General features: G+C 59.9%; 23 protein-coding genes. 10 read left to right on the plus strand and 13 right to left on the minus strand.

The features are described from left to right. Position 1 precedes the first annotated feature (1 nt). The 4 genes from JTP94_RS20355 to JTP94_RS20370 form a co-directional block, all read right to left on the minus strand. Complete coding sequence (locus tag JTP94_RS20355) at positions 2 to 937, minus strand: carbohydrate ABC transporter permease (protein WP_204852248.1); 936 nt, start codon at positions 935 to 937, stop codon at positions 2 to 4. A 90-nt stretch (positions 938 to 1,027) separates the two neighbouring features. Next, a complete protein-coding gene (locus tag JTP94_RS20360) occupies positions 1,028 to 2,287 on the minus strand; it encodes a sugar ABC transporter substrate-binding protein (RefSeq protein ID WP_204852249.1) in 1,260 nt (419 codons plus the stop codon). A 43-nt stretch (positions 2,288 to 2,330) separates the two neighbouring features. Continuing rightward, positions 2,331 to 3,497 carry a PLP-dependent transferase gene (locus JTP94_RS20365; RefSeq protein WP_204852250.1) on the minus strand — a complete coding sequence of 389 codons (1,167 nt, stop codon included), beginning with the start codon at positions 3,495 to 3,497 and terminating at the stop codon, positions 2,331 to 2,333. Continuing rightward, entirely contained in the window at positions 3,494 to 4,189 is a 696-nt protein-coding gene (locus tag JTP94_RS20370) for a FadR/GntR family transcriptional regulator (RefSeq protein ID WP_204852251.1), read from the minus strand. The genes JTP94_RS20365 and JTP94_RS20370 overlap by 4 nt, the downstream gene beginning before the upstream one ends. A 201-nt stretch (positions 4,190 to 4,390) precedes the next feature. Between JTP94_RS20370 and JTP94_RS20375 the strand changes: the two genes are divergently transcribed. Further along, positions 4,391 to 4,645 (plus strand): hypothetical protein, encoded by a 255-nt coding sequence (locus JTP94_RS20375; protein WP_204852252.1) that lies wholly within the window; start codon positions 4,391 to 4,393, stop codon positions 4,643 to 4,645. A gap of 414 nt (positions 4,646 to 5,059) precedes the next feature. Further along, on the plus strand, positions 5,060 to 5,200 hold the full coding sequence (locus tag JTP94_RS20380) for a hypothetical protein (RefSeq protein WP_204852253.1): 141 nt from the start codon (positions 5,060 to 5,062) through the stop codon (positions 5,198 to 5,200). Between the two features lie 21 nt (positions 5,201 to 5,221). Here the strand turns inward: JTP94_RS20380 and JTP94_RS20385 are convergent, their stop codons facing one another. The 3 genes from JTP94_RS20385 to JTP94_RS20395 all read right to left on the minus strand — a co-directional run bounded on the left by JTP94_RS20385 (position 5,222) and on the right by JTP94_RS20395 (position 8,465). Then, entirely contained in the window at positions 5,222 to 6,448 is a 1,227-nt protein-coding gene (locus JTP94_RS20385) for an amidohydrolase family protein (protein WP_204852254.1), read from the minus strand. Positions 6,449 to 6,487: 39 nt separating this feature from the next. Next, complete coding sequence (locus JTP94_RS20390) at positions 6,488 to 7,690, minus strand: amidohydrolase family protein (RefSeq protein WP_204852255.1); 1,203 nt, start codon at positions 7,688 to 7,690, stop codon at positions 6,488 to 6,490. 61 nt (positions 7,691 to 7,751) lie between these two features. Next, positions 7,752 to 8,465, minus strand: a complete 714-nt coding sequence (locus tag JTP94_RS20395; RefSeq protein WP_204852256.1) for a GntR family transcriptional regulator — start codon at positions 8,463 to 8,465, stop codon at positions 7,752 to 7,754. 268 nt (positions 8,466 to 8,733) lie between these two features. Here JTP94_RS20395 and JTP94_RS20400 point away from each other — a divergent pair, with 268 nt between their 5' ends. The 5 genes from JTP94_RS20400 (at position 8,734) to JTP94_RS20420 (ending at position 13,700) form a co-directional block, all read left to right on the plus strand. Beyond that, positions 8,734 to 9,822: an ABC transporter ATP-binding protein gene (locus JTP94_RS20400; protein WP_204852257.1), complete on the plus strand. Its 1,089-nt coding sequence runs from the start codon at positions 8,734 to 8,736 to the stop codon at positions 9,820 to 9,822. 29 nt (positions 9,823 to 9,851) lie between these two features. Next, entirely contained in the window at positions 9,852 to 11,150 is a 1,299-nt protein-coding gene (locus JTP94_RS20405; RefSeq protein WP_204852258.1) for a PotD/PotF family extracellular solute-binding protein, read from the plus strand. Between the two features lie 67 nt (positions 11,151 to 11,217). Continuing rightward, positions 11,218 to 12,129 carry an ABC transporter permease gene (locus JTP94_RS20410; RefSeq protein ID WP_204852259.1) on the plus strand — a complete coding sequence of 304 codons (912 nt, stop codon included), beginning with the start codon at positions 11,218 to 11,220 and terminating at the stop codon, positions 12,127 to 12,129. Between the two features lies 1 nt (position 12,130). Continuing rightward, complete coding sequence (locus JTP94_RS20415) at positions 12,131 to 12,952, plus strand: ABC transporter permease (RefSeq protein WP_204852260.1); 822 nt, start codon at positions 12,131 to 12,133, stop codon at positions 12,950 to 12,952. 4 nt (positions 12,953 to 12,956) lie between these two features. Further along, entirely contained in the window at positions 12,957 to 13,700 is a 744-nt protein-coding gene (locus tag JTP94_RS20420) for an aspartate/glutamate racemase family protein (RefSeq protein ID WP_204852261.1), read from the plus strand. Positions 13,701 to 13,739: 39 nt separating this feature from the next. On the opposite strand, the gene JTP94_RS20425 is transcribed toward JTP94_RS20420, so the two are convergent. Next, complete coding sequence (locus tag JTP94_RS20425) at positions 13,740 to 14,414, minus strand: transcriptional regulator (RefSeq protein WP_246755060.1); 675 nt, start codon at positions 14,412 to 14,414, stop codon at positions 13,740 to 13,742. Between the two features lie 132 nt (positions 14,415 to 14,546). Between JTP94_RS20425 and JTP94_RS20430 the strand changes: the two genes are divergently transcribed. Next, positions 14,547 to 15,683: an aminotransferase class I/II-fold pyridoxal phosphate-dependent enzyme gene (locus tag JTP94_RS20430; RefSeq protein WP_204852262.1), complete on the plus strand. Its 1,137-nt coding sequence runs from the start codon at positions 14,547 to 14,549 to the stop codon at positions 15,681 to 15,683. A gap of 123 nt (positions 15,684 to 15,806) precedes the next feature. On the opposite strand, the gene JTP94_RS20435 is transcribed toward JTP94_RS20430, so the two are convergent. Continuing rightward, complete coding sequence (locus JTP94_RS20435; RefSeq protein WP_281434813.1) at positions 15,807 to 16,508, minus strand: FadR/GntR family transcriptional regulator; 702 nt, start codon at positions 16,506 to 16,508, stop codon at positions 15,807 to 15,809. A 236-nt stretch (positions 16,509 to 16,744) separates the two neighbouring features. Between JTP94_RS20435 and JTP94_RS20440 the strand changes: the two genes are divergently transcribed. Continuing rightward, positions 16,745 to 18,040: a DUF763 domain-containing protein gene (locus tag JTP94_RS20440; protein ID WP_409456620.1), complete on the plus strand. Its 1,296-nt coding sequence runs from the start codon at positions 16,745 to 16,747 to the stop codon at positions 18,038 to 18,040. 51 nt (positions 18,041 to 18,091) lie between these two features. On the opposite strand, the gene JTP94_RS20445 is transcribed toward JTP94_RS20440, so the two are convergent. Next, positions 18,092 to 20,428: a glucose/quinate/shikimate family membrane-bound PQQ-dependent dehydrogenase gene (locus tag JTP94_RS20445; RefSeq protein WP_204852265.1), complete on the minus strand. Its 2,337-nt coding sequence runs from the start codon at positions 20,426 to 20,428 to the stop codon at positions 18,092 to 18,094. A 358-nt stretch (positions 20,429 to 20,786) separates the two neighbouring features. Here JTP94_RS20445 and JTP94_RS20450 point away from each other — a divergent pair, with 358 nt between their 5' ends. Further along, complete coding sequence (locus JTP94_RS20450; RefSeq protein ID WP_204852266.1) at positions 20,787 to 20,975, plus strand: hypothetical protein; 189 nt, start codon at positions 20,787 to 20,789, stop codon at positions 20,973 to 20,975. A gap of 40 nt (positions 20,976 to 21,015) precedes the next feature. Here JTP94_RS20450 and JTP94_RS20455 read toward each other — a convergent pair whose 3' ends face one another. The 3 genes from JTP94_RS20455 to JTP94_RS20465 all read right to left on the minus strand — a co-directional run bounded on the left by JTP94_RS20455 (position 21,016) and on the right by JTP94_RS20465 (position 24,005). Continuing rightward, positions 21,016 to 21,744, minus strand: a complete 729-nt coding sequence (locus JTP94_RS20455; RefSeq protein WP_204852267.1) for an esterase family protein — start codon at positions 21,742 to 21,744, stop codon at positions 21,016 to 21,018. Continuing rightward, positions 21,741 to 22,700 carry an acetylxylan esterase gene (locus tag JTP94_RS20460; protein WP_204852268.1) on the minus strand — a complete coding sequence of 320 codons (960 nt, stop codon included), beginning with the start codon at positions 22,698 to 22,700 and terminating at the stop codon, positions 21,741 to 21,743. Before JTP94_RS20460 ends, JTP94_RS20455 begins: the two co-directional genes overlap by 4 nt. 99 nt (positions 22,701 to 22,799) lie before the next feature. Next, positions 22,800 to 24,005 carry an ROK family protein gene (locus tag JTP94_RS20465; protein WP_204852269.1) on the minus strand — a complete coding sequence of 402 codons (1,206 nt, stop codon included), beginning with the start codon at positions 24,003 to 24,005 and terminating at the stop codon, positions 22,800 to 22,802. Between the last annotated feature and the right edge of the window lie 220 nt (positions 24,006 to 24,225).

Raw genomic sequence — 24,225 nt, forward strand, 5'->3', positions numbered from 1 at the left:
CTCAATCCTTGTTCAGCAGGGTCTGCCGCAGCAGGATGATCAGCATGGAATAGGCAAGCAGCAGGATCAGCAGCACCAGCGCGATGGCCGACGCATAGCCGAAGTCCAGCCGCCTGAAGGCCTGCGTGAAGATATAGCTGGCGACGATCTGCGTGCGGTCCGCCGGGCCGCCGCCCGTCATGACGACGATCAGGTCGGCGAAGTTGGAAACCCAGACCGTGCGCAGGAGCACGGTGATGGCGATGGTCGGCGCGAGGAACGGAAGCGTGATCGAACGGAAGCGCTCGAACCAGCCGGCGCCATCGATGGAGGCCGCTTCATAGAGATCGCGCGGGATCGCCTGAAGGGCTGCCAGCAGCGTGATCGCAAAGAAGGGAATGCCCCACCAGACATTGGCGATGATCGGCCCCCACATCGCATAGTGCGGATCGGAGAGAATGTTACCTGGCTCGCTCATCAACCCCATGGCGTAAAGCCAATGGGGGATCGGACCGATGACGGGATTGAAGAGCCATGACCAGTTGAGGCCGGCCAGGAACGAGGGAACCGCCCAGGGCAGGAACACCAGCGCCTGCACGATCGCCCTGCCGAAGAACGGCTTGTCGAGCAAAAGGGCGAGGATCAGTCCAAAGATGAATTGCAGCACAACAGATGCGCCGGTCCACCAGAGCGTATTTTTCAGCGCGCCGTAGAAGGCTACATCTTTGGAGAGGTCGCGGAAGTGCTGTAGGCCGATGAAGCCGCCCGAAAATGGATTGAGCAATTGGATATCGCGAAATGCGTAGGAAATGCCGATCGCCAGCGGCACCAACATGACGGCGATGATGAGGATGAGGGCAGGGGCGCTGTAAAGATAAGGCTCCGAGGCGTCGGCGAGGCGCTTCAGCCACGGCCTTTGGTCGTGACGCCTGTCGAGCGTGTCGGTGATCGAAGTCATCTGCAAGAGTTCCCGTTCGCGGCGTTCGGACGCCGTCTGTTTCAGGTGGGCAAGAATGGCGGCGGATCGCTCCGCCGCCGGATATGTGGATTATTTCTTGGCGAGGAACTTCTGCCGCGCCTTGGTCAGATAGTCTGCCCACTGGTCGGCAAGATCCTTCGCCGAGATATCGCCGAGCATCGCCTGCTGCGAGGTCTTGATGGCGAGAGAATCCTTGAAGAAGGCGAATTCCTCAAGATAGGTCGGCATCACTGTGGGAACGGTGTCCTTGTCTCCCAGCTCCTGGAACCAGCCCTTGAACTGATCGCCGGCATAGAAGGGATCCTTCTCAGCTGCGGTATAGGCCGGCAGGGCGCCGATCTTCTTGTTCCAGGTGAGGTTGCCTTCCGGTCCCTCGAGGGTCGCGATCAGCTTCCAGGAGAGGTCCTTGTTCTGGCTGGTGGAGAACATCGACCAGCCGCCATAGCCGATGGTCGGGAAGGATTTTCCGTCCGGTCCCTTCGGCAACGGCGCAACGCCGAAGTCATCCTTTTTCATGCGCTCGGCGACGGCGATCAGGGCGTCCGGATCCTGGTCGAGGAAGGCGCAGGTGCCGGAATAGAAGCCGGCAACGACTTCGTTGAAGCCCCAGTTGACGCTATCCTTCGGCGCCAGGCCCTTCTTGTAGAGATCGACCATCCATTCGATGCCCTTGGACCAGCCCGGGCTGTTCATCATCGACGTGCCGTCATCCTTGAAGTATTTGTTGTCGCCGGCCATGGAGGCGGCGAAGATCATCCAGCCGTTCAGGCCGCCCGGTCCGCCACGCATGCAGTAGCCATATTTGCCTGGCAGCTTCGAGACCGCCTCCGATGCCTTGACGAAATCGTCCATCGTCTTCGGCGGCTCGCTGACGCCGGCCTGCTCGAGGAGCTTCTTGTTGTAGAACATGGCGCGCAGGTAGAAGCCGTAAGGCAGCATATAGGCGGTGTTCTTCACGTCACGGCCGAGCTCGAGGGCGCGCGGCGTCAGTTCCTTCGTGTGCTCCCACTTCGCCAAATAGGGCTCGAGGCTTTCGAGCATGCCGTTGTTGCCGTAGAGCGAAAGCCAGGTGTCCGGCATTTCCATGACGTCGGGCGTGTCGCCGGCCGAGACCATGGTCGCGAACTTCTGGAAGGCCTCGTTCCAGGGCAGCGAGATGATATCGACCTTGGTGCCGGGATTGGCTGCCTCGAACTGAGCGACAATCGACTTCAGCGTCTCGGTACGCTCCGGGCTGGTGATCACTTCGACGAGCTTCAGCGTCGTATCGGCAAAGGCTGTGCCGGCCATCATGGCGGTGAATAGTGCTGCGGTTATCAGTCTTTTCATGCTTGGTTCCCCCTTTTTAGGTTTTCCTTTTGGGTTGATGACTTCACGAGGCGGCGGCGATCGCCTCCTCGAGTTCTCTCCACAGCGCCTCGGTTCCTTCGAGGCCGATATGGAGCCGCACGGAGCGTGGATTGATGCCGAAGGTGTGTGCGGAATTCGGCTGCGCCTTCTGCTGCAGCACGACTTCGCCCGGCACGATCAGGCTCTCATGTCCGCCCCAGCTCACGCCCAGTTTGAAGAGCCTGAGACGGTCGGCGAAGGTGCGGACATCCACGCCTTCGCGGAAGATGAAGGAAAACAGGCCGGACGTGCCGTTGAGGCCGGCTGGTAGGCGATTGGCAAGGCCCGGATGGCAGACCTGTTCGACGACGTCGAGTTCCTGCAGCCGCTTGGCAATCGTCATCGCAGCGGCCTCATGCGCCTTCATACGGATCGGCAGCGTGCGAAGGCCGCGGATCAGAAGCCAGGCATCGAAAGGCGAAAGCTTGCCGCCGAGATAGGGATAGGCTTCGGCTTTCAGCCGCGCGATCATCTCCTTAGAGCCGGCCACCACGCCCGCAACCACATCGCTGTGCCCGCCGAGATACTTGGAGGCGGAATGGATGACGAGATCGACACCGAGCTTCAGGGGTTGCTGGAAATAGGGCGTCGCCCAGCTGTTGTCGATCATCGAGACGACGCCATGGCGCTTGGCGAGCGCAGCGAGAGCGCCGACATCGTGCGCCTCCATGACCCAGCTCGTCGGGCTTTCCATATAGAAGATCTTGGCGCCGGGCAGTGCCTTGGCGACGGCTTCCTCGTCGCGGCCGTCGACATAGGTCACCTCGACCTTCATCCGTTTCAGGACTGTGCCGAAAAGGCGGAAGGCATCGGGATAGACATGCTTGACAGCGACGATCCGGTCGCCCGGCTCGACGAAGCTCAGCACGGCGGACGAGATCGCCGCCATGCCGCTGGCGAATCCGAGCGCATCCTCGCCGCCTTCGAGCTTTGCCAGCATTTCCTCGAACATGCGCACGGTCGGGTTGAGGCCGCGCGTATAGATCGGCCGCACCTTTTCGCCGCGATAGGAGGCGATCATCTCGTCATAGCTGGAGAAGGTGAACAGCGACGTCTGGAAGATCGGCGGCACCACGGCCTCGGCGAAATTGCCTTCGTCATGGGCTGTTATGAGAGATGCAAGATCGAACGGCTCTAGCCCTTCAGTCATTTGGACATTTCCTTGATGTCTTCCTCGACAACGTCGAGAATTTTCAGTGTTTCGGTCCGCGCTGCCTCGGGATCCTGGTCGACGATCGCGTTGAACAGCGTGCGGTGATAGGGAAAGGACCGGCGGGCAAAGTCCTGCCGGTCGAAGGGATGGGACCAGAAGCGCTCGAAGGTTTCGCGCATCTGCTCGAGCAATTGTTTGAACAGCGGATTGTGCGTGGCGTCGTAGACCGCGAGGTGAAAGGCGAGATCCTCGGGTCCGGACGTGCCCTTGGCCATGTGGACACGTTCCATCTCGTTGAGCTTCTGCTCGATGATGACGATGTCTTCGTCGGTGCGCTTCCTCGCCGCCACCATACCGGCCTCGCATTCTATGCCGCGACGAACCTCCAGCGTCTGCAGCAGTGCATCGCGCAGGTGCGGCGGGTCGAGCGACAAGGGCATGTGGATGGTGCCCTTGGAAACGGGCTTCAGCAGAAAGGTGCCGCTGCCCTTGCGGGTCTCCATGACACCCAAGGCCTGGAAATAGGTTAGCACCTCGCGGATGGTCGAGCGCCCAACGGAAAGCGCTACCATCAGCTCCCGCTCCGTCGGCAGCCGGTCGCCAGCCTGGAGCTTGGACGACTCGATGAAGGTCGACAGCGCGTCGATGACTTGCTGAGTCCGGTCGATGGAGGGAAGGGGTGTGAGCATGGCCTTGATCATGGATGATAAATTGGTCTGACATCTGCCATCAGGTCAATCTCTTTTTCCGGCGAGCCGCATTTTTCTGTGTTCGGCATCAAGATTGACGGATCGATGGGAAGAAGGCGGGACAGCGAGATCGCGCGGTCTTCAAGAGTGCTGACAGCGCTGATAGAAAGGGCCTAATGTGAGTCCCCGAGTTGGAAGAGAATGGCAGCGCGAGATCGATATTCACGGAAGCTGGAATGTGCGAGATGCGGGCACGTCGGTTTTGCCGAGGTTTCCGAGACCGACAACCGTCGGGCACCCAGCCGCGATTTCAAGATCGACGAGATGCCCCGCGGCTTCTCCACCGAACGGCCATCGACCGACCCGCGCAAGCATATGATGCGTTGCCGCTGCGGCTCTATCTTCCGTTTCGAGCAGGACACGGTCTATGCACCGGGCGGCGAGCCGCGCCGCTAGCAACTTCTGCCCAAAAGAAAAAGGCCTCGCAAAGGCGAGGCCAAGCTTGTGCCGCTCCGGGGAAATCGGAAGCGACGCAGCGTTGTTTAGCGGTGGTCATTCTGCTCGGCTAGGTCAGATTGGGCGATAGCGGTACGCTCGCATAAAAAAGCTTTTCATCCCTGAACCATGTCGCTGATGCCGGCTGCTTGAGCCTTCCCGTTAGCATAGGTTGTAGTTTATCGGGTCTCCTTTTGGATGCGAAGTTCAAGAGGAAAACTATCTAACCGTGTAAATGTGTTCAGCTACCGTTCATTTACGCACGGGCAAATAGCTAATTGCCGCAACGCCTTGCGGTCGCCGAGGCCCGACTTCCGATCGGCTTTCGAGCCTGGTTGTCGGGCCTCGCAGATACTGAAAGACTTGGATAGACGTATGCGGCTGCTTCTCGCGTTCATCGACTGGATTAAGCGTCGCCGTCAGCGGCGGCTGGAGCGCGAGACGATTCAGTATTCCGCCGATGACCCATGGGTCTTGCAGCAGATCGAAAAATTCGAGCGCGAGTTGAAACGGTAGACGGTCGAGTACCTATTCGCCCTAGCTTGCGGGAGCCAACAGGCGCGGCTGCGACCGTATGAACGTCTGCTTGCCGTTCTTCCAGCCGGCGATGGGCTGTCGGATTTCACGGACCATCGATAGCGGATCGGCCGCGTCCGCCACGACGATATCTGCGGGTGCGCCCGGTTCGAGACCATAGTTGCGTCGCATCAGGCGGGCGGCATTGACCGTAACCATGTCGAATGCCCTGCCAATGTCTTCATCCCGCGAGAGCTGCGCCACATTGGCGAAGAGATTGGCCATGCGGCCGAGCGAGGCGTCGCCGTAAGGAGTGAAGGGATTGAGAACATTGTTTGTCGCGGCCGTCACGGTGACGCCACTGGCCGTCAGCAGCATCGCCGGAGCAAGACCTCGCGGGACGAGATGATCCCTGTCACGGCCGAGCAGGAAGAGATCTGTCGCTGGTAGCACCGTCACGGCTATCCCAGCATCGGCAAGACGGGCGGCAAGTTCGCCGGCTGCCTGTGTCGACATGGCCGAAAGCTTGGTGGCATGGCCGATGGAAACACGACCGCCATAGCCCCGCCGCTTGGTTTCCGCCACGACCGCCGGGATCGCGGAGCCTGACGGATTGAGATCGAAATCGAGATGGAAATCGACGTCGACACCATGGCGCTCGGCCAGATCGAAAATCCCAGTGATATGAGCCTGGGGATCGGGATCGGTGTAGGGACAGCCGCCGATGAGATCTGCCTCGTCGGTGAGCGCGCGATCCAGCATGGCCGTCGTTTCAGGCTCGTTGGTAAGGCCCTCCTGGGCGAAGGCGCAGATCTGGATATCGATCGCCCAGGCATAGGAGCGCCTGATCTGCCTGATTGCGTCCAGCGAACGAAAGCCGGCACGAGGATCGACCTCCACGAAGGTCCGCATCGCTGTCGTACCGTTCAGGATGGCATTCTCGACGACACGGGCCGCGCGTGCGTAGACGTCCTCGGTTGTGAAGCCGGCTTTTGCTTTGGCGGTCTCGCGGACAGCTTCCTCCAGCGTTCCCTCGCATATCAGGCAGCGGTCGAGAATGCAGGCTTTGTCAAGATGGATATGGCTATCGACGAAGCCCCCAAAGGCGAGGCAGCCGCACATGTCCTGGCGTGGTGCATCAGCATCCAAAGCATGTTCGATTGCGGCAATCCTGCCGTCCCTGATGCCGATATCGAAGCAGCCCTCGCGGTTGGCGATGCGGACATTAGAAATCACCAGGTCAAGCATCGGACACCTTATTTTCGTAAGCTTAATGCCGGTGCTTTATCAGTTCCGCAGGACGGCACCGTCTCTGGCGACGAGCTTGCCGGCCTTGTAGACAGAGCGTCCCTTCGGAACCGCGACGACCGCCTCTGGCACATGCTCGGCGTTCAACGTTACAAAATCGGCTTTCGCGCCGACGCGCAAGCCATAGTCTTTAAGGCGGAGCGCCCTGGCGCCACTTTCCGTGACGACGTCGAAGGCGGCCCTCAACTCGTCATCCGTGTAGAAGCCGGAGCGATAGCCGATCATCATCGTGCGTCCGAGCATGTCGCCATCACCATAGGGCCACCAGGAGTCGCGGATATTGTCGCTGCCGCTGAAGACGGTGACACCGGCGGAGCGAAGCAGCGCGACCGGCGGGAAGGGGTGATTGCCGGGCGCATTGGTCATGATGGAAACGCCACTGTCGGCAAGGAGGGCAGCGGCGCGCTTTGCCGCATCAATCGAAAGATCGCCGAGCCCATAGGCGTGGCTGACCGTGACATGTCCGCCCATGGAGAGGGCGCGCGTGCGGGCGCAGATCTGCTCGATGGTGAACAGGCCGAGTGTGCCGCCATCATGGAGGTGAATGTCGACACCGACGCCATGCTTTTCGGCGACACCGAAAACGACGTCAAGATGCTTCTCGACATCGCGATCGAAGCTTGCCGGATCAAGGCCGCCGACGAGATCGGCACCCATCGCGATCGCTTCATCCATCAGCTGCGGCGTGCCGGGGCTCTTCAGAATGCCGCTTTGCGGAAAGGCAACGAGCTGGATATCGATCAGTCCGCGATATTCCTGGCGCACGGCGAGCACGGTTTCGAGCGATTTCAGCCCGACGGAGCCGTCGACCATGACATGGCTGCGCATATGCGTGCTGCCATTGGCGATGCAGAGGTCGAGCTGCTTCCTCGCCCGCACGTCCATGGGTGCTGCCTGCGCCATGTTCTCAGCCTGAAACGCGACGCGCTCGTGGACATCGAAGCCATTGGTGCATGGCTTGTGCGGTATCCAGGCGTCGCCATAAAAACTGGTGTCGAGATGGATATGGCCCTCGACAAAACCGGGAACGACCAATGCATCTTCGAGCTCGATGATCGCGCCCGCTGCGACTATCGATCCTGTCGGCTCGATCGAAACGATGCGTCCGTCAGCAACGCCGATATCCTTTATCGAGCCGTCGGCGAGCTTGGCTCGGGTAAAAAGCGTCTCGATCGCGCTCAAATCTTTCTCCTTCACTGCTGGAACTCGTTCGTTCGGGTGCCGCTCCGATATGGGCGACCCCTTAGCGCTCGAAGGCTTCCTTCAGGCCGAAGCTCTTGCGCTCGCGCAGATCGAGGTCTGCTTCGATGTGCGCGATATGATGAAGCATCAGATGGCAGGCCGTATCGATATCCTTGCGCTCGAGCGCGGTGATGATGTCGCCATGTTCAGCATGACCACAGCTCGAGGCGCTCGATTGGCCATAGAGTGCGATCACAAGTGAGGAGCGCGCGACCAGTTCTTCCATGAAGCGCTGCATGATGAGGTTGCCGGAAATCGAGGCCAGCATCAGGTGGAAATCGCCGGATGCCTTGATCTCGGCGCGACGAGCGGACTGGCCGCGCTCGCTCATCAGCCGCCCTTCTTCTATGAGGAGCTGCCTCAGGTGCTTGAGTTGAGCCGGTGTGATGCGTTCGGCTGCGGATCTAAGAATGCCGGGTTCGACCAGACGGCGGGCCGCGAAGATCTGCCTGGCCTCATCGAGGGAAGGGTAGGCGACGAACGCGCCCCTGTTCTTCTCGACGCTGACGAGACCCTCATAGGAAAGAGCCTGCAGGGCGGCGCGCGCGAGTGTGCGGCTGACATTGAACAGACTGCCGACATCGCTCTCGGATAGTTTCGTACCGGGCGAAAGCCTGCGCTCGACGATTGCCTCGCGAAGGGCATCGCGAATCTGTTGTGCACCGTTTTCCGTGGAGTCGCCGGGCGCCTGCAGCGCGTCTGCTTGGGAATTCATGAAGTCGCATACCTGATGATCAGAGAAATGATATCCCGGTTTGCTGCAAAAGTTAAACGGAATTTGATGCATAAATAAAGTCAGATCGTATACAATTCTCTGCATTTATCGAGGACAATAGCCTATTTCATGTGCAGACAGCCGATTGCCTTGTAGAGGGCATTTATTTTAGATCCCTATAAAAATACAAGGATCGCAAATAGTTAGTGCGGCGCAGCAAAACTGGCACGATTGATGCAACGTCTCTCCCAGACAAAAGGGGAAGATGATGTCGAAAGCGGCAGAGATAGATATAGCGTCCGTTTCGAAGGTCTACGGCACAACGACGGCCGTGCATGCGATCAGCCTCAAAATACCGGCAGGATCCTATTGTTGCTTTCTTGGCCCTTCCGGCTGCGGCAAGACGTCGACCCTGCGCATGATCGCCGGGCATGAAAGCATTTCGTCGGGCGATGTCCGGCTGGGAAATATCGTCGTCACCGATTTCCCGCCCGCCAAGCGCGGCACGGCGATGATGTTCCAGTCCTACGCGCTGTTTCCGCATCTCGATCTCATCGACAACGTCGCCTTCAGCCTGAAGATGAAAGGTGTCGCCAAGGAGGAGCGTCGCGCCAAGGCGCTCGAAATGCTGAAACTCATGCAGATGGAAGCCTATGCGACCCGTCGTCCGGCGCAGCTTTCGGGCGGCCAGCAGCAGCGCGTGGCACTCGCTCGCGCCCTGATCACCGATCCTGAGGCGCTGCTGTTGGACGAGCCGCTGTCGGCGCTCGATCCGTTCCTGAAGATCCGCATGCGCGCCGAGCTGAAAAAGCTGCAGAAGACCCTGGGCATCACCTTCGTCCATGTTACGCACAGCCAGGAAGAGGCGATGGCGCTCGCTGATATCATGGTCATCATGAATGATGGCCGCATCGAGCAGGCGGCTTCGCCGCGCGAGGTTTTCGAACGTCCCGCGACGGCCTTCGTCGCGCGCTTCATGGGCGACCACAATGTGCTGTCGGGGCGGGTGACGTCGAACGAGGATGGCATCATCACCATGACCGCGCCGGAGGGACAAAGCTTTTCCGTGCGGGGCGCCGGTCGCGAAGTCGGAGAGCCGGTCGACTTCGGTATCCGCACCGATCGCGTCCGCCTTTCGCAATCCGCCGAAAAGGGTCTCGGCTTCAATGGCGTCGTCTCCAACATCGAATACCGCGGCGCAACGGTGAAGATCACCGTCATCGGTGCCGGCAGCGATGATTTCACCGTTATCGCAAGCAACGACGATAGCGCCGCCAAATTCCTATCGGTCGGCGATGCCGTCTCTCTGAGTTGGGGCCTGGAGGACGCCATCCTCCTCGGCCGCATTTCCGCATGAATCCTAAACATCACAAAAGGGGAACTGACATGACGAATGAGACGAAGACTACCAAGGTGGCAAAGGGCATTTCCCGCCGTTCGCTGCTAAAGACCGGCGCTGCCGCCGCCGGCGCCATCGCGGGCTCCGGCCTCATCACCGGCTTTCCGACCATCTGGGCGCAATCGAACATCACGCTGCGCCAGTTCGGCACCGGCGTTTCGAACATCAATGCCATCGCCGAGAAGTGCAAGGCCGACCTCGGCATCACGCTGGAGATGACCGCGACCGATTCCGACGCTGCCGCCCAGCGCGCCGTCACCCAGCCGAACAGCTACGATATCGCCGACATCGAATACTGGATCGCCAAGAAGGTATTCCCGGGCGGCGTGCTGCAGCCGATGGATGTCAAGAAGCTGAAATATTACGACAAGATCGTACCGCTGTTCATCAACGGCAAGCTGAAGCCGGATAGCGTCATCGCTCAGGGTACGGCGCCGCACACGGTCGGCTTCGTCGAAGCGCAAGGCTCCAAGAAATTCGCCAAGGAGCCGACGCAGTGGATGACGATGGTTCCGACCATCTACAATGCCGACACGCTCGGCATTCGTCCCGATCTGACAGGCCGTCCGATCACCAGCTGGGCCGACATTCTCGATCCGGCCTTCAAGGGCAAGACCGCCATCCTCAACATCCCGTCGATCGGCATCATGGATGCCGCAATGATCATGGAAGCCGCCGGCAAGATCAAATATGCCAACAAGGGCAACATGACGAAGGCGGAAATCGACAAGACGATCGATTTCCTGATCAAGACCAAGGGCGAGGGCCAGTTCCGCGCCTTCTGGAAGTCCTTCGACGAAAGCGTCAACCTGATGGCATCGGGCGAAGTCGTCATCCAGTCGATGTGGTCGCCGGCCGTTGCCGCCGTCCGCTCGAAAGGTATCGCCTGCACCTTCCAGCCGCTCAAGGAAGGCTATCGCGCCTGGGGCGGCGGTCTCGGCCTCGCTTCGCATCTCAAGGGTGCGCAGCTCGATGCCGCCTATGAATACATCAACTGGTACACGTCCGGTTGGGTCGGCGGCTACCTCAACCGCCAGGGCTACTATTCCGCCTGCATGGAAACCGCCAAGGGCTTCATGTCGGCCGACGAATGGGGCTACTGGATCGAAGGCAAGCCGGCGCAGGGCGATATCCTGTCTCCGGAAGGCAAAGTCATGGAGAAGGCCGGCGCCGTTCGCGACGGCGGTTCCTTCGAGGCCCGCATGGGTGCGGTTGCTTGCTGGAACTCGGTCATGGACGAAGACCGCTACATGGTCCGCCGCTGGAACGAGTTCATCGCCGCCTAAGCTGCATTTTCACCATTTCCTCTCCCCGTTCATGCGGGGGGAGGCCCATCAACGGAGAGGCCGGAACATGGCGACGATCGCTTCCTCGGACGCGGAGCAGGAAACACGAAAAGCCGGACGCGGATTTGGCGTGCCCGCCTGGACCGTCTCTTACCTGCAGGCCACGCCGCTCTTCCTGATCCTCGGCTTCTTCTTCCTATTGCCGATCGCGATGATCGGCGTCGTGAGTTTCTGGGACTATGACTTCGCCAGTCTCTATCCCGCCTTCCTGACCACGAATTATACCGATACGCTCGGTTCATGGGTTACTTGGAAAACCTATCTCAACACATTGAAATTCACTGTCATTGTCTGGTCGCTGACCCTGTTCATCGGCTTCTGGGTCGCCTATTTCCTCGCCTTCCATATCCGCCGTACCTCGACGCAGATGATCCTCTTCCTCGTCTGTACCGTGCCGTTCATGACATCCAACATCATCCGCATGATCTCGTGGATACCCGTGCTCGGGCGCAATGGCCTGGTCAATTCGACGTTGATCGAGATGGGCCTCATTCCAAAGCCGATCGAATGGCTGCTCTATTCGGATTTCGCCGTCGTGCTGGCCATGGTGCATCTCTATACGCTGTTCATGGTGACGCCGATCTTCAACACGCTGATGCGCATCGACCGCTCGCTGTTCGAGGCGGCCCGCGATGCCGGTGCCAGCGGATGGCAGGTGTTGTGGAACGTGGTGATCCCGCTCGCCAAGCCTGGCATGGCGATCGGCAGCATCTTTGTCGTCACCCTCGTCATGGCGGATTTTTCGACCGTGCAGGTGATGTCCGGCGGCCAGAGCGCCTCCATCGCCCTGATGATGAAGAACCAGATGTCGCTGCTGCAATATCCGGCCGCGGCGGCCAATGCCGTGGTGCTGCTCGTCGTCGTGCTGCTGATGGTCGCCGCCATCCTGCGCATCGTCGATATCCGCAAGGAGCTTTGAGATGAACCACGAAAAGCGCAGCCTGGAATTCTATGTTCTGGCGATCTTCTTCACCATTTTCGTACTGTTCCTTTACGGCCCGCTGTCGGCGATTGTCATCCTGTCCTTCCAGGGTCCCGATGGCGGCCTGACCTTTCCGTTGAACGGCGTGTCGCTGCATTGGTTCGCCAATCTCTTCGAGAAGCAGGCGGTCGGCGATTTCGGTGCCTCGTTCCAGCGATCGCTGATCCTCGGCGTGATGGTGATGATCGTGACCGTCGTCGTCTCGCTTTTGGCCGGCCTTGCCTTTCGCCGCCGTTTCCGCGGCTCGACGTTTCTGTTCTATGCCACGGTCGCGAGCCTCGTGGTGCCGTCGATCATCATCTCGCTGGGGATCGGCGTAGTCTTTCAGCAGGGCGGTCTTGCACCCGCCTGGTATTCTTCGGCCTTCGGCGCGCATCTGACCTGGACGCTGCCGTTCGGCGTCCTGATCATGTTTGCAGTCTTCAATCGCTTCTCACCGGCTTACGAGGAGGCCGCCCGGGACCTCGGGGCCACGTCGTGGCAAACCTTCCGCCATGTCGTGCTGCCGATGATCGCGCCGAGCCTGGTCGGCGTCGGCCTGTTCGGCTTCACGCTGTCCTATGACGAATTCGCCCGCAGCCTGATGACATCAGGCACCTACAACACCCTGCCCCTCGAAATCTATGGGATGACGACGAACGTCACGACGCCGGTGCTCTATGCACTCGGAACGGTGACCACGCTCTTCTCCTTCACCATCATTCTCCTGGCGCTCGCAATTATGACCATGCTTGGCCGCCGTCAGGCCAAGAAGAGCTGAGATCATGCGCCTATTGCTTATCAATCCGAATACCAGCGCCTCGATGACCGAAAAGGCGGCGGTTGCCGCGCGCGCGGTCGCTGCCTCCGGCACCGAGATCATCGCTGCCACCTCGCAGATGGGCCCTGCCTCTATCGAAGGCTATTATGACGGCGCTCTTGCCGTGCCCGGCTTGCTGCGCGAGCTAAAGGAGCGGCAGGCCGCAGGCTACGATGCCGCGATCATCTGCTGTTTCGACGATACCGGCCTCGAGGCGGCACGCATGTTTTGCGACGTTCCGGTTGTCGGGCTCTGCGAGTCGGCCGTCGCAACGGCTGGTTTTCTCGCTCAGCGGTTTAGCGTGGTGACGACGCTCGAGCGTTCGCGGATCCTGATCGATAATCTCGTCCAGCGTTATGGCATGGGTAGTCGCGCCAAGGTGCGCGCTTCCGATATCCCGGTTCTGGAGCTTGAGAATGCGTCTTCTGACGCGATCGGAAAATTACGGGCGGAAATCGAACGGGCGCTTGCCGAAGATGGTGCGGAGGCGATCGTGCTCGGCTGTGCCGGCATGACGGATCTTGCCCGGGAGCTGCAGGAGATCTACGGCGTCCCGGTGGTGGACGGTGTGGCGGCGGCGGTCAAACAGGCCGAAGCGCTCGTTTCTCTCGGCCTCTCCACCAGCAAACGCAGCTCCTATGCCTCGCCCCTCCCGAAGTCCTTTTCCGGCGCGATGAGCGATTTTGCTCCGATCTCCGCATCGGCCTGAGTTCGCCGTTAGCTTGTGGTCGCCGGTCTGCAGGGAATATCAGGCGTTGGTCGTCTGTAGCTTCTTCTGCCGAGCCTCGCGCAGATGCTTGTAGACGGTTGCCCGCGAAATGCCGAGCAATCGGGCGAGATAAGGGACCAGATTGCGGATGGAGAAATAGCCCTCCTGTTCCAGCATCTCGACGAGGGCGGCGTGGTCCTCCTTCGCGAGTGCGGAGGCCGCCAGCCCCCGCTCGCCGAGAAAATCCGCGATAGCGGCATTGACCGTTTCCTGCCAATCGGCGCGGAAGAGTGCGGATGGCTGCGCGCCGGCACCCTGAAAGGCCGCCAGAAGGTTCAGCGCGTCCCGCGCCGCTTCGATCGGCGCGATATCGAAATTGATGCATAGCAATCCGAACGGCTCGCCGACCTTGTTTCGCAGCACTGCGGTGATCGACTTGAGCTGGCGCCCGTCGAAATTGGTTTTCCGATAGGGGCCGATGACATCTGCGCCAAGCGATCCGATGTCCTTCAACTCGGCAAGCGACGAGCCGCCGACCTCGCGCCGCGACAGATTGTTGGCGATATAGCCGATCGTCTGGGTTCTCAGATCGTGGATGACGACTTCCGCATGCGGCTTGAGCAAGGCCGCCACCGCCTCGGCAATGGGTGCGAAGACCATAATGTCCTCGTTTCCAGTCGATCCATCCATGTTCGAGGTTGTCTTTCCTGGCATCGCTGCACTCCGGGTAGGTGAATTGACAAAAACTCCGTATTTGACAATTTGTCAACACGCTTCTACCTTCGACATCAGCAATAGGGTTGGTGCCAAGTCGTACCGCTCGCCATTGAAGCTGGGAAATTCACCATGCCGCTCCTGCCTGATTTCAAGCTAGAAACCTACTTTTCGAAGTGGGAATTCAGCGCGCGCTATCACATGACCGCCTCCGACGCGCAGAGTATGACGATGGCCGAGCTGCTTGATATGGCGACGCCGGAGCAGCGGCAAGCTCATGAGACCCTATGGCTTGGCTATACGGAGACCTTCGGTGATCCGGCACTGCGCGACATCATCGCCGGCCTGTATCTGCAGAAGAAAAGGGCGGATATCCTTTGCTTCGCCGGAGCGGAAGAGGGCATTTACATCGCCATGCATGCGCTTCTCGAAAAGGGCGACCATGCGATCGTCGTGACACCCAATTATCAATCGTCCGAAACGATACCGCTGAGTATCTGTGACGTCTCGGCCGTGGCGCTTGATCCGGAGGATGGCTGGTCGCTCGATATCGACGCGGTCAGTGCGGCAATCCGGCCGAATACCAAGCTGATCTCGATCAATTTCCCGCACAATCCCACAGGCAAAGTCCTCGAACGGGAAAGGTTTGATGCGCTGGTGGATCTCTGCCGCCGGCATGGCATCTGGCTCTTCAGCGACGAAGTCTATCGCGGCCTGACCGTCGAAGGCAGACCGGTATTGCCGGCGGCGGCCGACGCCTATGAGCGGGGCCTCTCGCTGGGCGTGATGTCGAAGGCCTATGGACTGCCGGGTCTGCGCATTGGCTGGATCGCCTGCCGCGATCACGACCTGATTTCGAAAATGGAGCGGATGAAACACTATCTCTCCATCTGCAACTCAGGCCCGAGCGAAAGCCTGGCGAAGATCGCCTTGCTCAATGCCGACAGGATCCTCGATCGCAACAACCGGCTGATCGCCTCCAATCTGGCAAAGTTGAAGGCGCTGTTTGCCGAGTTCGAGGATCTGTTCGATTGGTACACGCCCGATGGCGGCTGCGTCTGCTATCCGCGCTACAAGGGGGCGGACGGAGTGGAGAGTTTCGCGCATGATCTGGTGGAACGGGCCGGCGTGCTGCTGTTGCCCGCCAGCCTTTACCGCTCGGATCTCAACTCGACGCCGAACAATCGATTCCGCATAGGTTTCGGCCGCGCCAATATCGATGAAGGCATTGCGGCAATGCGCTCCTATCTGCTGCGCAATCGCTCTTGAGCCGCGATCTACTCGGCGCAGCACGTGACGGCGCTTGTCTCAGCCATAAATCCCATCTTGGGCCGCGACCTTGACCAGAAGTTGATTGCGAAGATCGAAGCATACTGGCCAGCGCATGCCGTTCTATCTGTTTGCCCATTCATCGGGATCGGGAAAACGGACATGCGCACGCACCATTCTTCCAGCACCCTCAGATCCGCGAGCGATCATCGCCATGGCGATATAACGTGCCTCTTCAGCGCGGCCACCCTCGATCGCCAAGGCCAATGCAAGATGGATCGTCGGATTGGGGTCGTAGGTGAGATCGGCTTCGTTCAGCTCCAGATCGGCCTGGAAGAGGGTGCGCAGGATCACGTCGAGCGATTGGCGCAGGCCGATCACCAGGCTGTTGTGCGTTGCCTCGAGAATGGCGAGATGAAAGGCGATATCCGCTTCAATCACCGGCACAGACGGGACATCGTCAAGCCGGCGGGCGAGTTCCACGATCGTGACCCGCTCGGCATCCGTTGCCTGGTTTGCAGCCATGGCCGCCGCGCCCGGCTCTATCAGCTCGCGAAGCTGCGCGACTTCACGACGAAAGACAGCGTGTGAGGAGCGGTCATGCAAGCGCCAGCGAATGACATCCGGATCGAGGAAATTCCAATATTGCTCTTCGGCAACGCGCGAGCCGAACCGGCGGGCTGTTTGAATAAGACCCTTGCCGACCAGAACCTTCACCGCCTCGCGCAACGCATTGCGGCCAACACCGAACTGAGCGGCCAGCTCTCCTTCCAAAGGAAGCTGCATGCCAGGCTCCCACCCATGTTGAACGATCAATCGTCCCATTGAGTGAACGGTATCCGCGATAACACCTTTTGGTAGCAACAAAAGCCTCCCTGGAAGACCTCCATGTTTTTAAATCCCTTCTATGGTTGACTGTCAATAATCAGGGGAAGATCCTGCCAGCGATTGACGCTCGTTGGTCAAGGCAGTCCCGGATCCGGTGGCGCTTGATAAAAAGCGGTGCGGATGGCGCAAATCGGCTGTTCGCACTACATTCAGATCTCCGAAGATCGTGGATGATGAACTTGGCGCACAGAACCGGCAAAGCTGACCTTCCCTTGCATGGCGGCCGCGTGCCGCGCTGGCTGGGAGACCGGATGACGCGCCTGGGCGCCGTGATCACCGAGGCGATCGTGCAGCATTACGGACGCGACGAGTTGCTGCGTCGCCTGGCCAATCCTTTCTGGTTCCAGTCCTTCGGTGCTGTCATGGGCATGGACTGGCATTCCTCCGGCATCACGACCAGCGTCCTCGGCGCATTGAAACGCGGTCTGACGCCGCTTTCCGGCGAGCTCGGCATCCATGTCTGCGGCGGCCGCGGCTCGCATTCGCGCAAGACGCCGGATGAATTGGTCGATATCGGCGATCGCGTCGGCATCGACGGCACGTCGCTTGCCACCACCAGCCGGCTGATTGCGAAGGTCGACAGTGCGGCCGTGCAGGATGGTTTTGATCTCTATCTGCACGGGTTCATCGTGGCGGATGACGGCAAATGGGTCGTCGTCCAGCAGGGAATGAATGGTGATCGGCGGCAGGCGCGCCGGTATCACTGGCTGTCCGAGGGGCTGACGAGTTTTCTGGATTCTCCCCATGCCGCAATCGAGGGAAGGGAACAGGGTGAGATCATCAACCTTGCCGATCGGCGTGCAGAGCGCTCTCGCAATAATCAGCTGGATCTCCTCGCTTCTCTGGGTCCTGATAAAATTATCCGTGAATTCAGTGCGCTGGAAGGACAAGCTCCAGTAAGTAGAAAACACGAAGCGCAACCGATGTTGCCGCACCTGATCATGCCCGCCCATCACGACGTACGGGAAGCAGACGTGAACATGCGACGCCTGCACGGAAATCTGGCCGCCGCCGCAGATCGCGGCCCTGTTGATTTCGAGGAGCTGCTTTTGACGCCCGGAGTCGGCGCAAGAACGGTCAAGGCGTTGGCCATGGTCGCCGAAGTCGTTCACGGTGCACCCTGCCGCTTTTCCGATCCGGCGCGTTTCTCGCTCGCCCATGGCGGTAAGGATCGGCATCCCTTTCCGGTGCCGTTGAAGGTTTACGACGAGACCATCAGCGTGATGAAATCTGCTGTCAGGAAGGGTCGCCTTGGCCTCGACGAGGAACTGGCGGCGCTGAAGCGACTGGACGATCAGTCGAGAATTCTGGAGCGATACGTCAGAGGCCCCGATCTCAAGGAGATCGTCGCCGGCGAATTCGACAGATCTTCGTCCTATGGCGGTCGCAGCGTCTTCGGCTGGGAGGAGCCTCCTGCAAATTCGGAGGGTGACAGCACGGTAGACCACTTCCGCCCTTCGAGGAGCTGACCGCAAGCTTCGGGTGGGAGGGGCGAGCAAGCCGCCCGTTCCAACGCTAGATCATGGCAGGCTGTAGCCGATGACATAGTCGCCCGGCTTGGTGCCGACGGAGCCATGACCACCGGCCACCATGACGACATATTGCTTGTTGTCGCTGGCGGTGTACGTCATCGGCGTTGCCTGGCCGCCCGCCGGCAGGCGTGCCTGCCAGAGCTGCTTGCCGGTCGTGACGTCATAGGCCCGCAGATAATCGTCTACCGCCGCTCCCAGGAAGGCGACGCCGCCCTTGGTGATGATCGGCCCGCCGATGCCGGGAACGCCGACCTTGATGGGCAGCGGCAGCGGCGTCATGTCGTAGATGGTGCCGTTCTTGTGCTTATAGGCAATCTTGCCGGTCTTCAGGTCGACGCCGGCGACATAGCCCCAGGGCGGCGCCTGGCAGGGAATGCCGAGCGGCCCGAGAAACGGGCCCATATAGACGCCGTAAGGGGAGCCTTCATTGCGGTTCAGACCCTGCTCGCTGCCCTTTTCGCCCTCTCCCTTCGGTGCGATCTCGGCGCGAGGCACGAGCCGTGAGGTGAAAGCCAGGTAAGTCGGCATGCCGAACATGATCTGGCGTTCCGGATCAACGGCGACGCTGCCCCAGTTGAAGGTGCCGAAATTGCCGGGATAGATGATCGAACCGCGCAGCGACGGTGGCGTGTATCGACCTTCATATTGATGCCGATGGAAGGAAATGCGGCAGGCAAGCTGATCGAACAGCGAGACACCCCACATATCCTTTTCCTGCAGCGGCGGCGGCGAAAAGGTCAGATCCGAGATCGGCTGCGTTGGAGAAGCGTGATCCTCCGGAATGGTGCCGCCCGGCGCGGGGATTTCCTTAAAGGGAATGATCGCAGCGCCTGTCCGACGGTCGAGCACGTACAGATCGCCCTGCTTGGTCGAGGCGACCAGCGCGGGGACCACGGAGCCATCTGCCTTCGTCAGGTCGAGGAGCACGGGCTGCGCCGGTACGTCCATGTCCCAGAGATCGTGATGGACGAATTGCTGAACCCATTTGAGCTGGCCCGTGTTGATGTCCAGCGCGACCACCGAGGAGGAGAAGCGCTCGACATTCGCGCTGCGTCCCATGCCCAGCTGATCGGGCGTCTGATTGCCAAGCGGGATATAGACCATTCCAAGCGCCTCGTCGGCACTGGAGACCGACCAGCTGTTCGGCGAGTTGGTGGTATAGGTCTGCCCGGCAGGCAGGGGTGCCGTCTGGTCGGGGTTGCCCGAATCCCAGTTCCAGAGCAGTGCGCCGGTCCTGGCATCGAAGGCGCGAATGACGCCGGATTGCTCCTGCGTCGAATAGTTGTCGTTGACCGCGCCGCCGATGATGATCTTGTCCGCGACGATGACGGGCGGCGATGTGGAATAGTAGTAACCGGCCGGATTGTATTTCATGCCGGTTTCGAGATGCAGCGTGCCCTGATCGGCAAAGCTCGTGCAGACCTTGCCATCGGCGACGTCGAGCGCGATCAGCCGGGCGTCGGAGGTCGGCAGGTAGACGCGGTCGGCGCAAGGCGCTCCGGCAGCGACGGTCTTGTCGTGATAGTAGGAGACGCCGCGGCAGGTCTGATGCTGACGATTGGGGTTCATCCCGGCATTGGCATCGTAACGCCATTTCTCCTTGCCGTCCTTGGCATCGATTGCAATCGCCAGGCTATGCGGCGTGCACAGGAACAGCGTGTCGCCGACCTTGAGCGGCGTGACCTGATAGGTGGTCTCGCCGATATCATCGGGACGTTTCACGTCGCCGGTCTGGTAACGCCACACTTCCTTGAGGTTGGCGACATTCTGGGCGTTGATCTGGTCGAGCGGCGAATAGCGCTGGCCGAAAGATGTGCGGCCATATTGATGCCATTCGCCGTTCGGCACATCACCTCCCATGGGAGCGTTCGCCGCCACCGTCGTCGGCAGGTCGCCTGAGAGATCGTGAGGGTCGGTCGTCATGGAATAAACTGCAATGAGAACGGCGATGATCAGGGGTATCGCGAGTGGCCAGGGATTGGCTCCATAGTGGACACCATCAAGGCTGCGAAATCCGAGTGGGCGCCGGATCCATGGTGTCAGCAGCCATAGCCCGATCAGGATGATCAGTCCGCCGCGCGGACCGAGCTGCCACCAGTCGAACCCCACCTCCCATATGGCCCAGCCAAGCGCGGCGACTACGAAAATCGCATAGAGCCAGAGCGCGGCCACCTTGCGCATGGAGAGCAAAATCGCCGTCGCAAGAAAGGCGAGGCCGGCAAGAAGGTAGAAGAAGCTGCCGTCGAGCAGCACAAGCCAAAGCCCGCCGCCGCCGAGCGCAAGCCCGATAAGCGCCAGAATGATCGATGTTATGAGAATGGCCATGATCTGTTCCAGTCTATCCGCCGATTTGACAGTGATTGATCGAAGGCATGTGAAGGCTCAGCCGGAATCCCTAAGGGGATCCAGCACCGAAGGAAGTCGAAATCGATGAGAATTGCATTGGCGGCGGCAACCGGCGCCGTGTCCGGGGCGATTTGGATCGATACATTAAGCCCTCCAATCCAGTTGGAGATTGAACGCCAGGATTGCAACAATGTTCCAATCCGGCAAGCCGTTCAAGTTCGATACCGCAAGCGCCCGAATTGATTAACGGACGTAGTTAATTTTTTAACAATTGTGCGGATACTAATGGAACAAATCATGGAATCAAGGGTTTCCGTGCCAAGCCGGAGGACTAGAGATGAATTTGAAGATCGTCACTGCGCAGTCGGAGGTAGAGACCGACGACACCGGAACCTATCCGGATGGCATGGTGGAGCGCATTCTTATCGACTTCTCCGCAAGCCACGAGCAACAGCACCGCAAATCGCACGAGCGTGACTATGGCGCTCGCAAGGTGATCAGACCCATTCCGGTTGGTCTGGTCTAGATTGCTTCGCAGCGGCTGCTGATCAAGCTTTGAGCCTTGCTCAAATGTAGAGCGGTGCCATCCGGCGCCATGCGCCGGCACGGTGCGCGCGGCCACCCCAGACATGCAATCGATGGCTGATCTGCTTGTCGGCGAGAAGCCGGCTCAAATGGCGGTTGTTGTCCAAGAAGGGGTCGGCATCGCCGATCGTCAGCACGATATCGACCTGCCGCAGTTTTTCCAGCCGCCAATCAGAATCCAGTCCCGGCAGGAAATGCGTCGGCATATGAAAATAGATGTCGTCGTCATAGTAACCGTCGAACAGATCGCCGAAGGATTCGACTTGCATCGTCAGGTCATAACGACCTGAAAAAGCGACGAGCTTGTGGAAGAGGTGAGGGTGGCGGAAGACCAGGCTGGCAGCCTGGAAGGCGCCGAGGCTGCAGCCGTGGACAATGGTGCACTCATGCGGGTTCTTCTGCGCCATAAGCGGCAGGACTTCGTTCAGTATATAATCCTCGTAAGCCCCATGCCGGCGGATGCGCTCGGCCGGATGCCGGTGGGAGCCATAGAAGGTTTCCATGGCGAGCCCCTCGATGCAGTAGAGCTGAAGATGTCCGGCGTTCAATTTTTCCGCAAGGCTGGCAACGATCCCGATCTGCTCATACTGCCAGAAACGTCCATCCCTTGTGGGAAACATCAGCACTTTGGCGCCGGCGTGGCCGAAGACCAGCAGCTCCATGTCTCGATCCAGCCGTGGGCTGTACCAGCGCAGATATTCCCGGTTCATGACACCTTGAAAAGTCGCCCCACCTTGTCACGCAGACGTGCATTCTGCTCGTCCATGCCAGCATAATCGAAATGGCCGGCATCCAGAATGAAGATTTCGTTAAATTTCTGCAGTGCATTTGCGACGGCGAACTGGCAGGGTGGCGCCACGGCGGGATCGAAAAGGGCAGGGGCAACGAGCATCGGCACTTTGATGCGGCTTGCAGCGATTGCAGCATCGAAGAAACGCAAAGTCTCGAACACGCTTCCATGCCTCTCCTGATAGGCCTGGACGGACTGGGCACTGCCGACCGTTGGCAGCGTCAGCCAAAGCTGCCGGTGCCCGAAGGTCGGGACGACCAGATGGCCGCTGTCGATGCGCGCATCGAAGGGAATTGCCAGAGCCCCGATGCCGCCGCCGAAGCTGATGCCGCTATAGCCGATTTGACCGGCAATCCAGGGATAGAGTGTCTCAAGTGTCGATACGGCGAGCCAGAGATCTTCCACGCAGCCGCCGATGACATAGGTATCGCGATTTTCGATACCGCTGAGGACGTGTTCGGCAGCATCCGGTGGAAGTTGCGGGCAGGCACTGAGGGACAGGCCGCGGAAGCAGGGGAACAGCACCGCTGTCTCCTCCAGCGGCAGATCAAGATCAGGCTGGTTTCTCCCGCCATAGCCGTGTCCGACGACAAGGCCGCGCCGCACCTGGCCTTGGCGGGGAATGAGAAGCCAGCCGTTGATTTGAAACGAGCCTATCGATGCGTAGCTGATGTTGAAGACGTGCCAGTTGTCGTGGCGCAGTTTACTGCGGCGAAGCTTCGGTTGCGGATCGACGGCAATCGCGGCGCTGTAGCGCTTCCGCCAGAAATCGTCGAAACCAACAGGCGCCTCCGGCGGCTTGATGGCCAGCAACTGCTTCAGCTGCATGCAGTAGGTGGGGTCGAAGGCGAAGGGATGGACTGTAGGAACGCTCATCTGGCGTTTGTCGCGTGAAAGGGTTGGCGATGCAAGACCGAACCGTTGGGGGCGTGCTTGCTTCCTGCCGCCAACGGGCATGGCGGCGATCGCTGCTCTCTATGCCGCCGACGTGGTCGTGTGAGCGTCACTGCTCCCCATCGTCCCGCCTGATGTCTCGAAGTCGAAGAATTTCTGGGTGACGAGGGCGGCTGCGCCGCGTGCCCAGGAATTGTCTTCCCAATCGGGCAGCAGAGGCGGTGAGGCAAAAAAAGTGCGGGCAGCCATGCTTGATTTCAGAGGGCCGAAAAGAGCATCGCCGAATGAAACCGCCTCGCCTCCAACGACGATCACCTCGGGGTCGGTGATGTTGACGAGGTTGGCAAGCGCCTTGCCGATCCCGGCACCTGCCTCGCTCAGGATCTTGCCGACCTCCGCATCGCCGGCTCTTGCGGCCTCCAGCATATTGAAGAGGTTATGACTGTCATCACGCTTGGTCACCTCGCGCCAGGTTTGCAGCATGGCAGGCTCCGAATAATAGGCCATCAGGCAGCCGCGCTTGCCGCATTCGCAAAGCCGGCCATTCTCATCGTGCAAGGTATGACCGAACTTGCCAGCCGCGCCATGCGCACCCCGGTAGAGCTTTCCGTCGACAATGAGGGCGCAGCTGATGCCGACGCCGATGGCGAGGACGGCCATATCGCGATACTGCCGTCCAAGCCCGAAAAGCTGTTGGGCGATGGCGTAGGCATTCGTATCGTCCTCAAGCCAGACAGGCACTTTGACCCTCTGCGCCACCATCGATGCGAAAGGCACGTTGTTCCATTTGAAACGAAAGCTGCGCACGCATACGGCCTGGCCGTTGTCGATGACCCCTGGCACGGAAATACCGACCCCAGCCAATCGTGCATGCGGGCGCCCGGCAGCCTCGACCAGCATGGGGACCGCTTCGGCCAAAGCCTTCGCGACATTTTCCGGCTCGTTGTCGATAAGGGTCAGCCGACAGGACGCAAGGGGGTTGGTTGCCAGATCGGTGACGACGCATTCCACGGAGCCGACCATCAGCTTGAAGCCGATCGCCAATCCATTGGAGTAATTGATCTCGACAGGTATGGGGCGTCGGCCTGAAAACCCGGCCACGGCCTTGCCTTCGGTGACATGCCCTTCCTCGATCAGATCGGCGATGACGAAGGTGACGGCAGCCGGGCTGAGGCCGGTGATCGTCGCTATTTCGGCACGGCTTTTCGGCCCCTCCTGTCTCAGGATATTGAGGATGAGCCGCCGGTTCATGGCTCGCGACGTGCTCTGGTCGCCTTTCAGTTTCACGATTTCTCTTTCTTAATTTTGTAAATTAATTATTGCGTCCGTTTCAGACTTATGCATAACTTCACTCGTCGATCAACATCCGGCTCGTGCGCAAGCACAAAGAAGTCAGCAATAGGACAAGGTTTCTCGAACCGAAAGTTCCGGGCTGTGCAAATGCACTGCCGCGGCAGGTTTGTTGCGACCGTGTGTAGGAGGGCAGGAGGGGCGCCCGCCGCGCGTC

This window comes from Martinezella lusitana (assembly GCF_016901135.1).
Taxonomy (GTDB): Bacteria; Pseudomonadota; Alphaproteobacteria; order Rhizobiales; family Rhizobiaceae; genus Rhizobium; species Rhizobium lusitanum_D.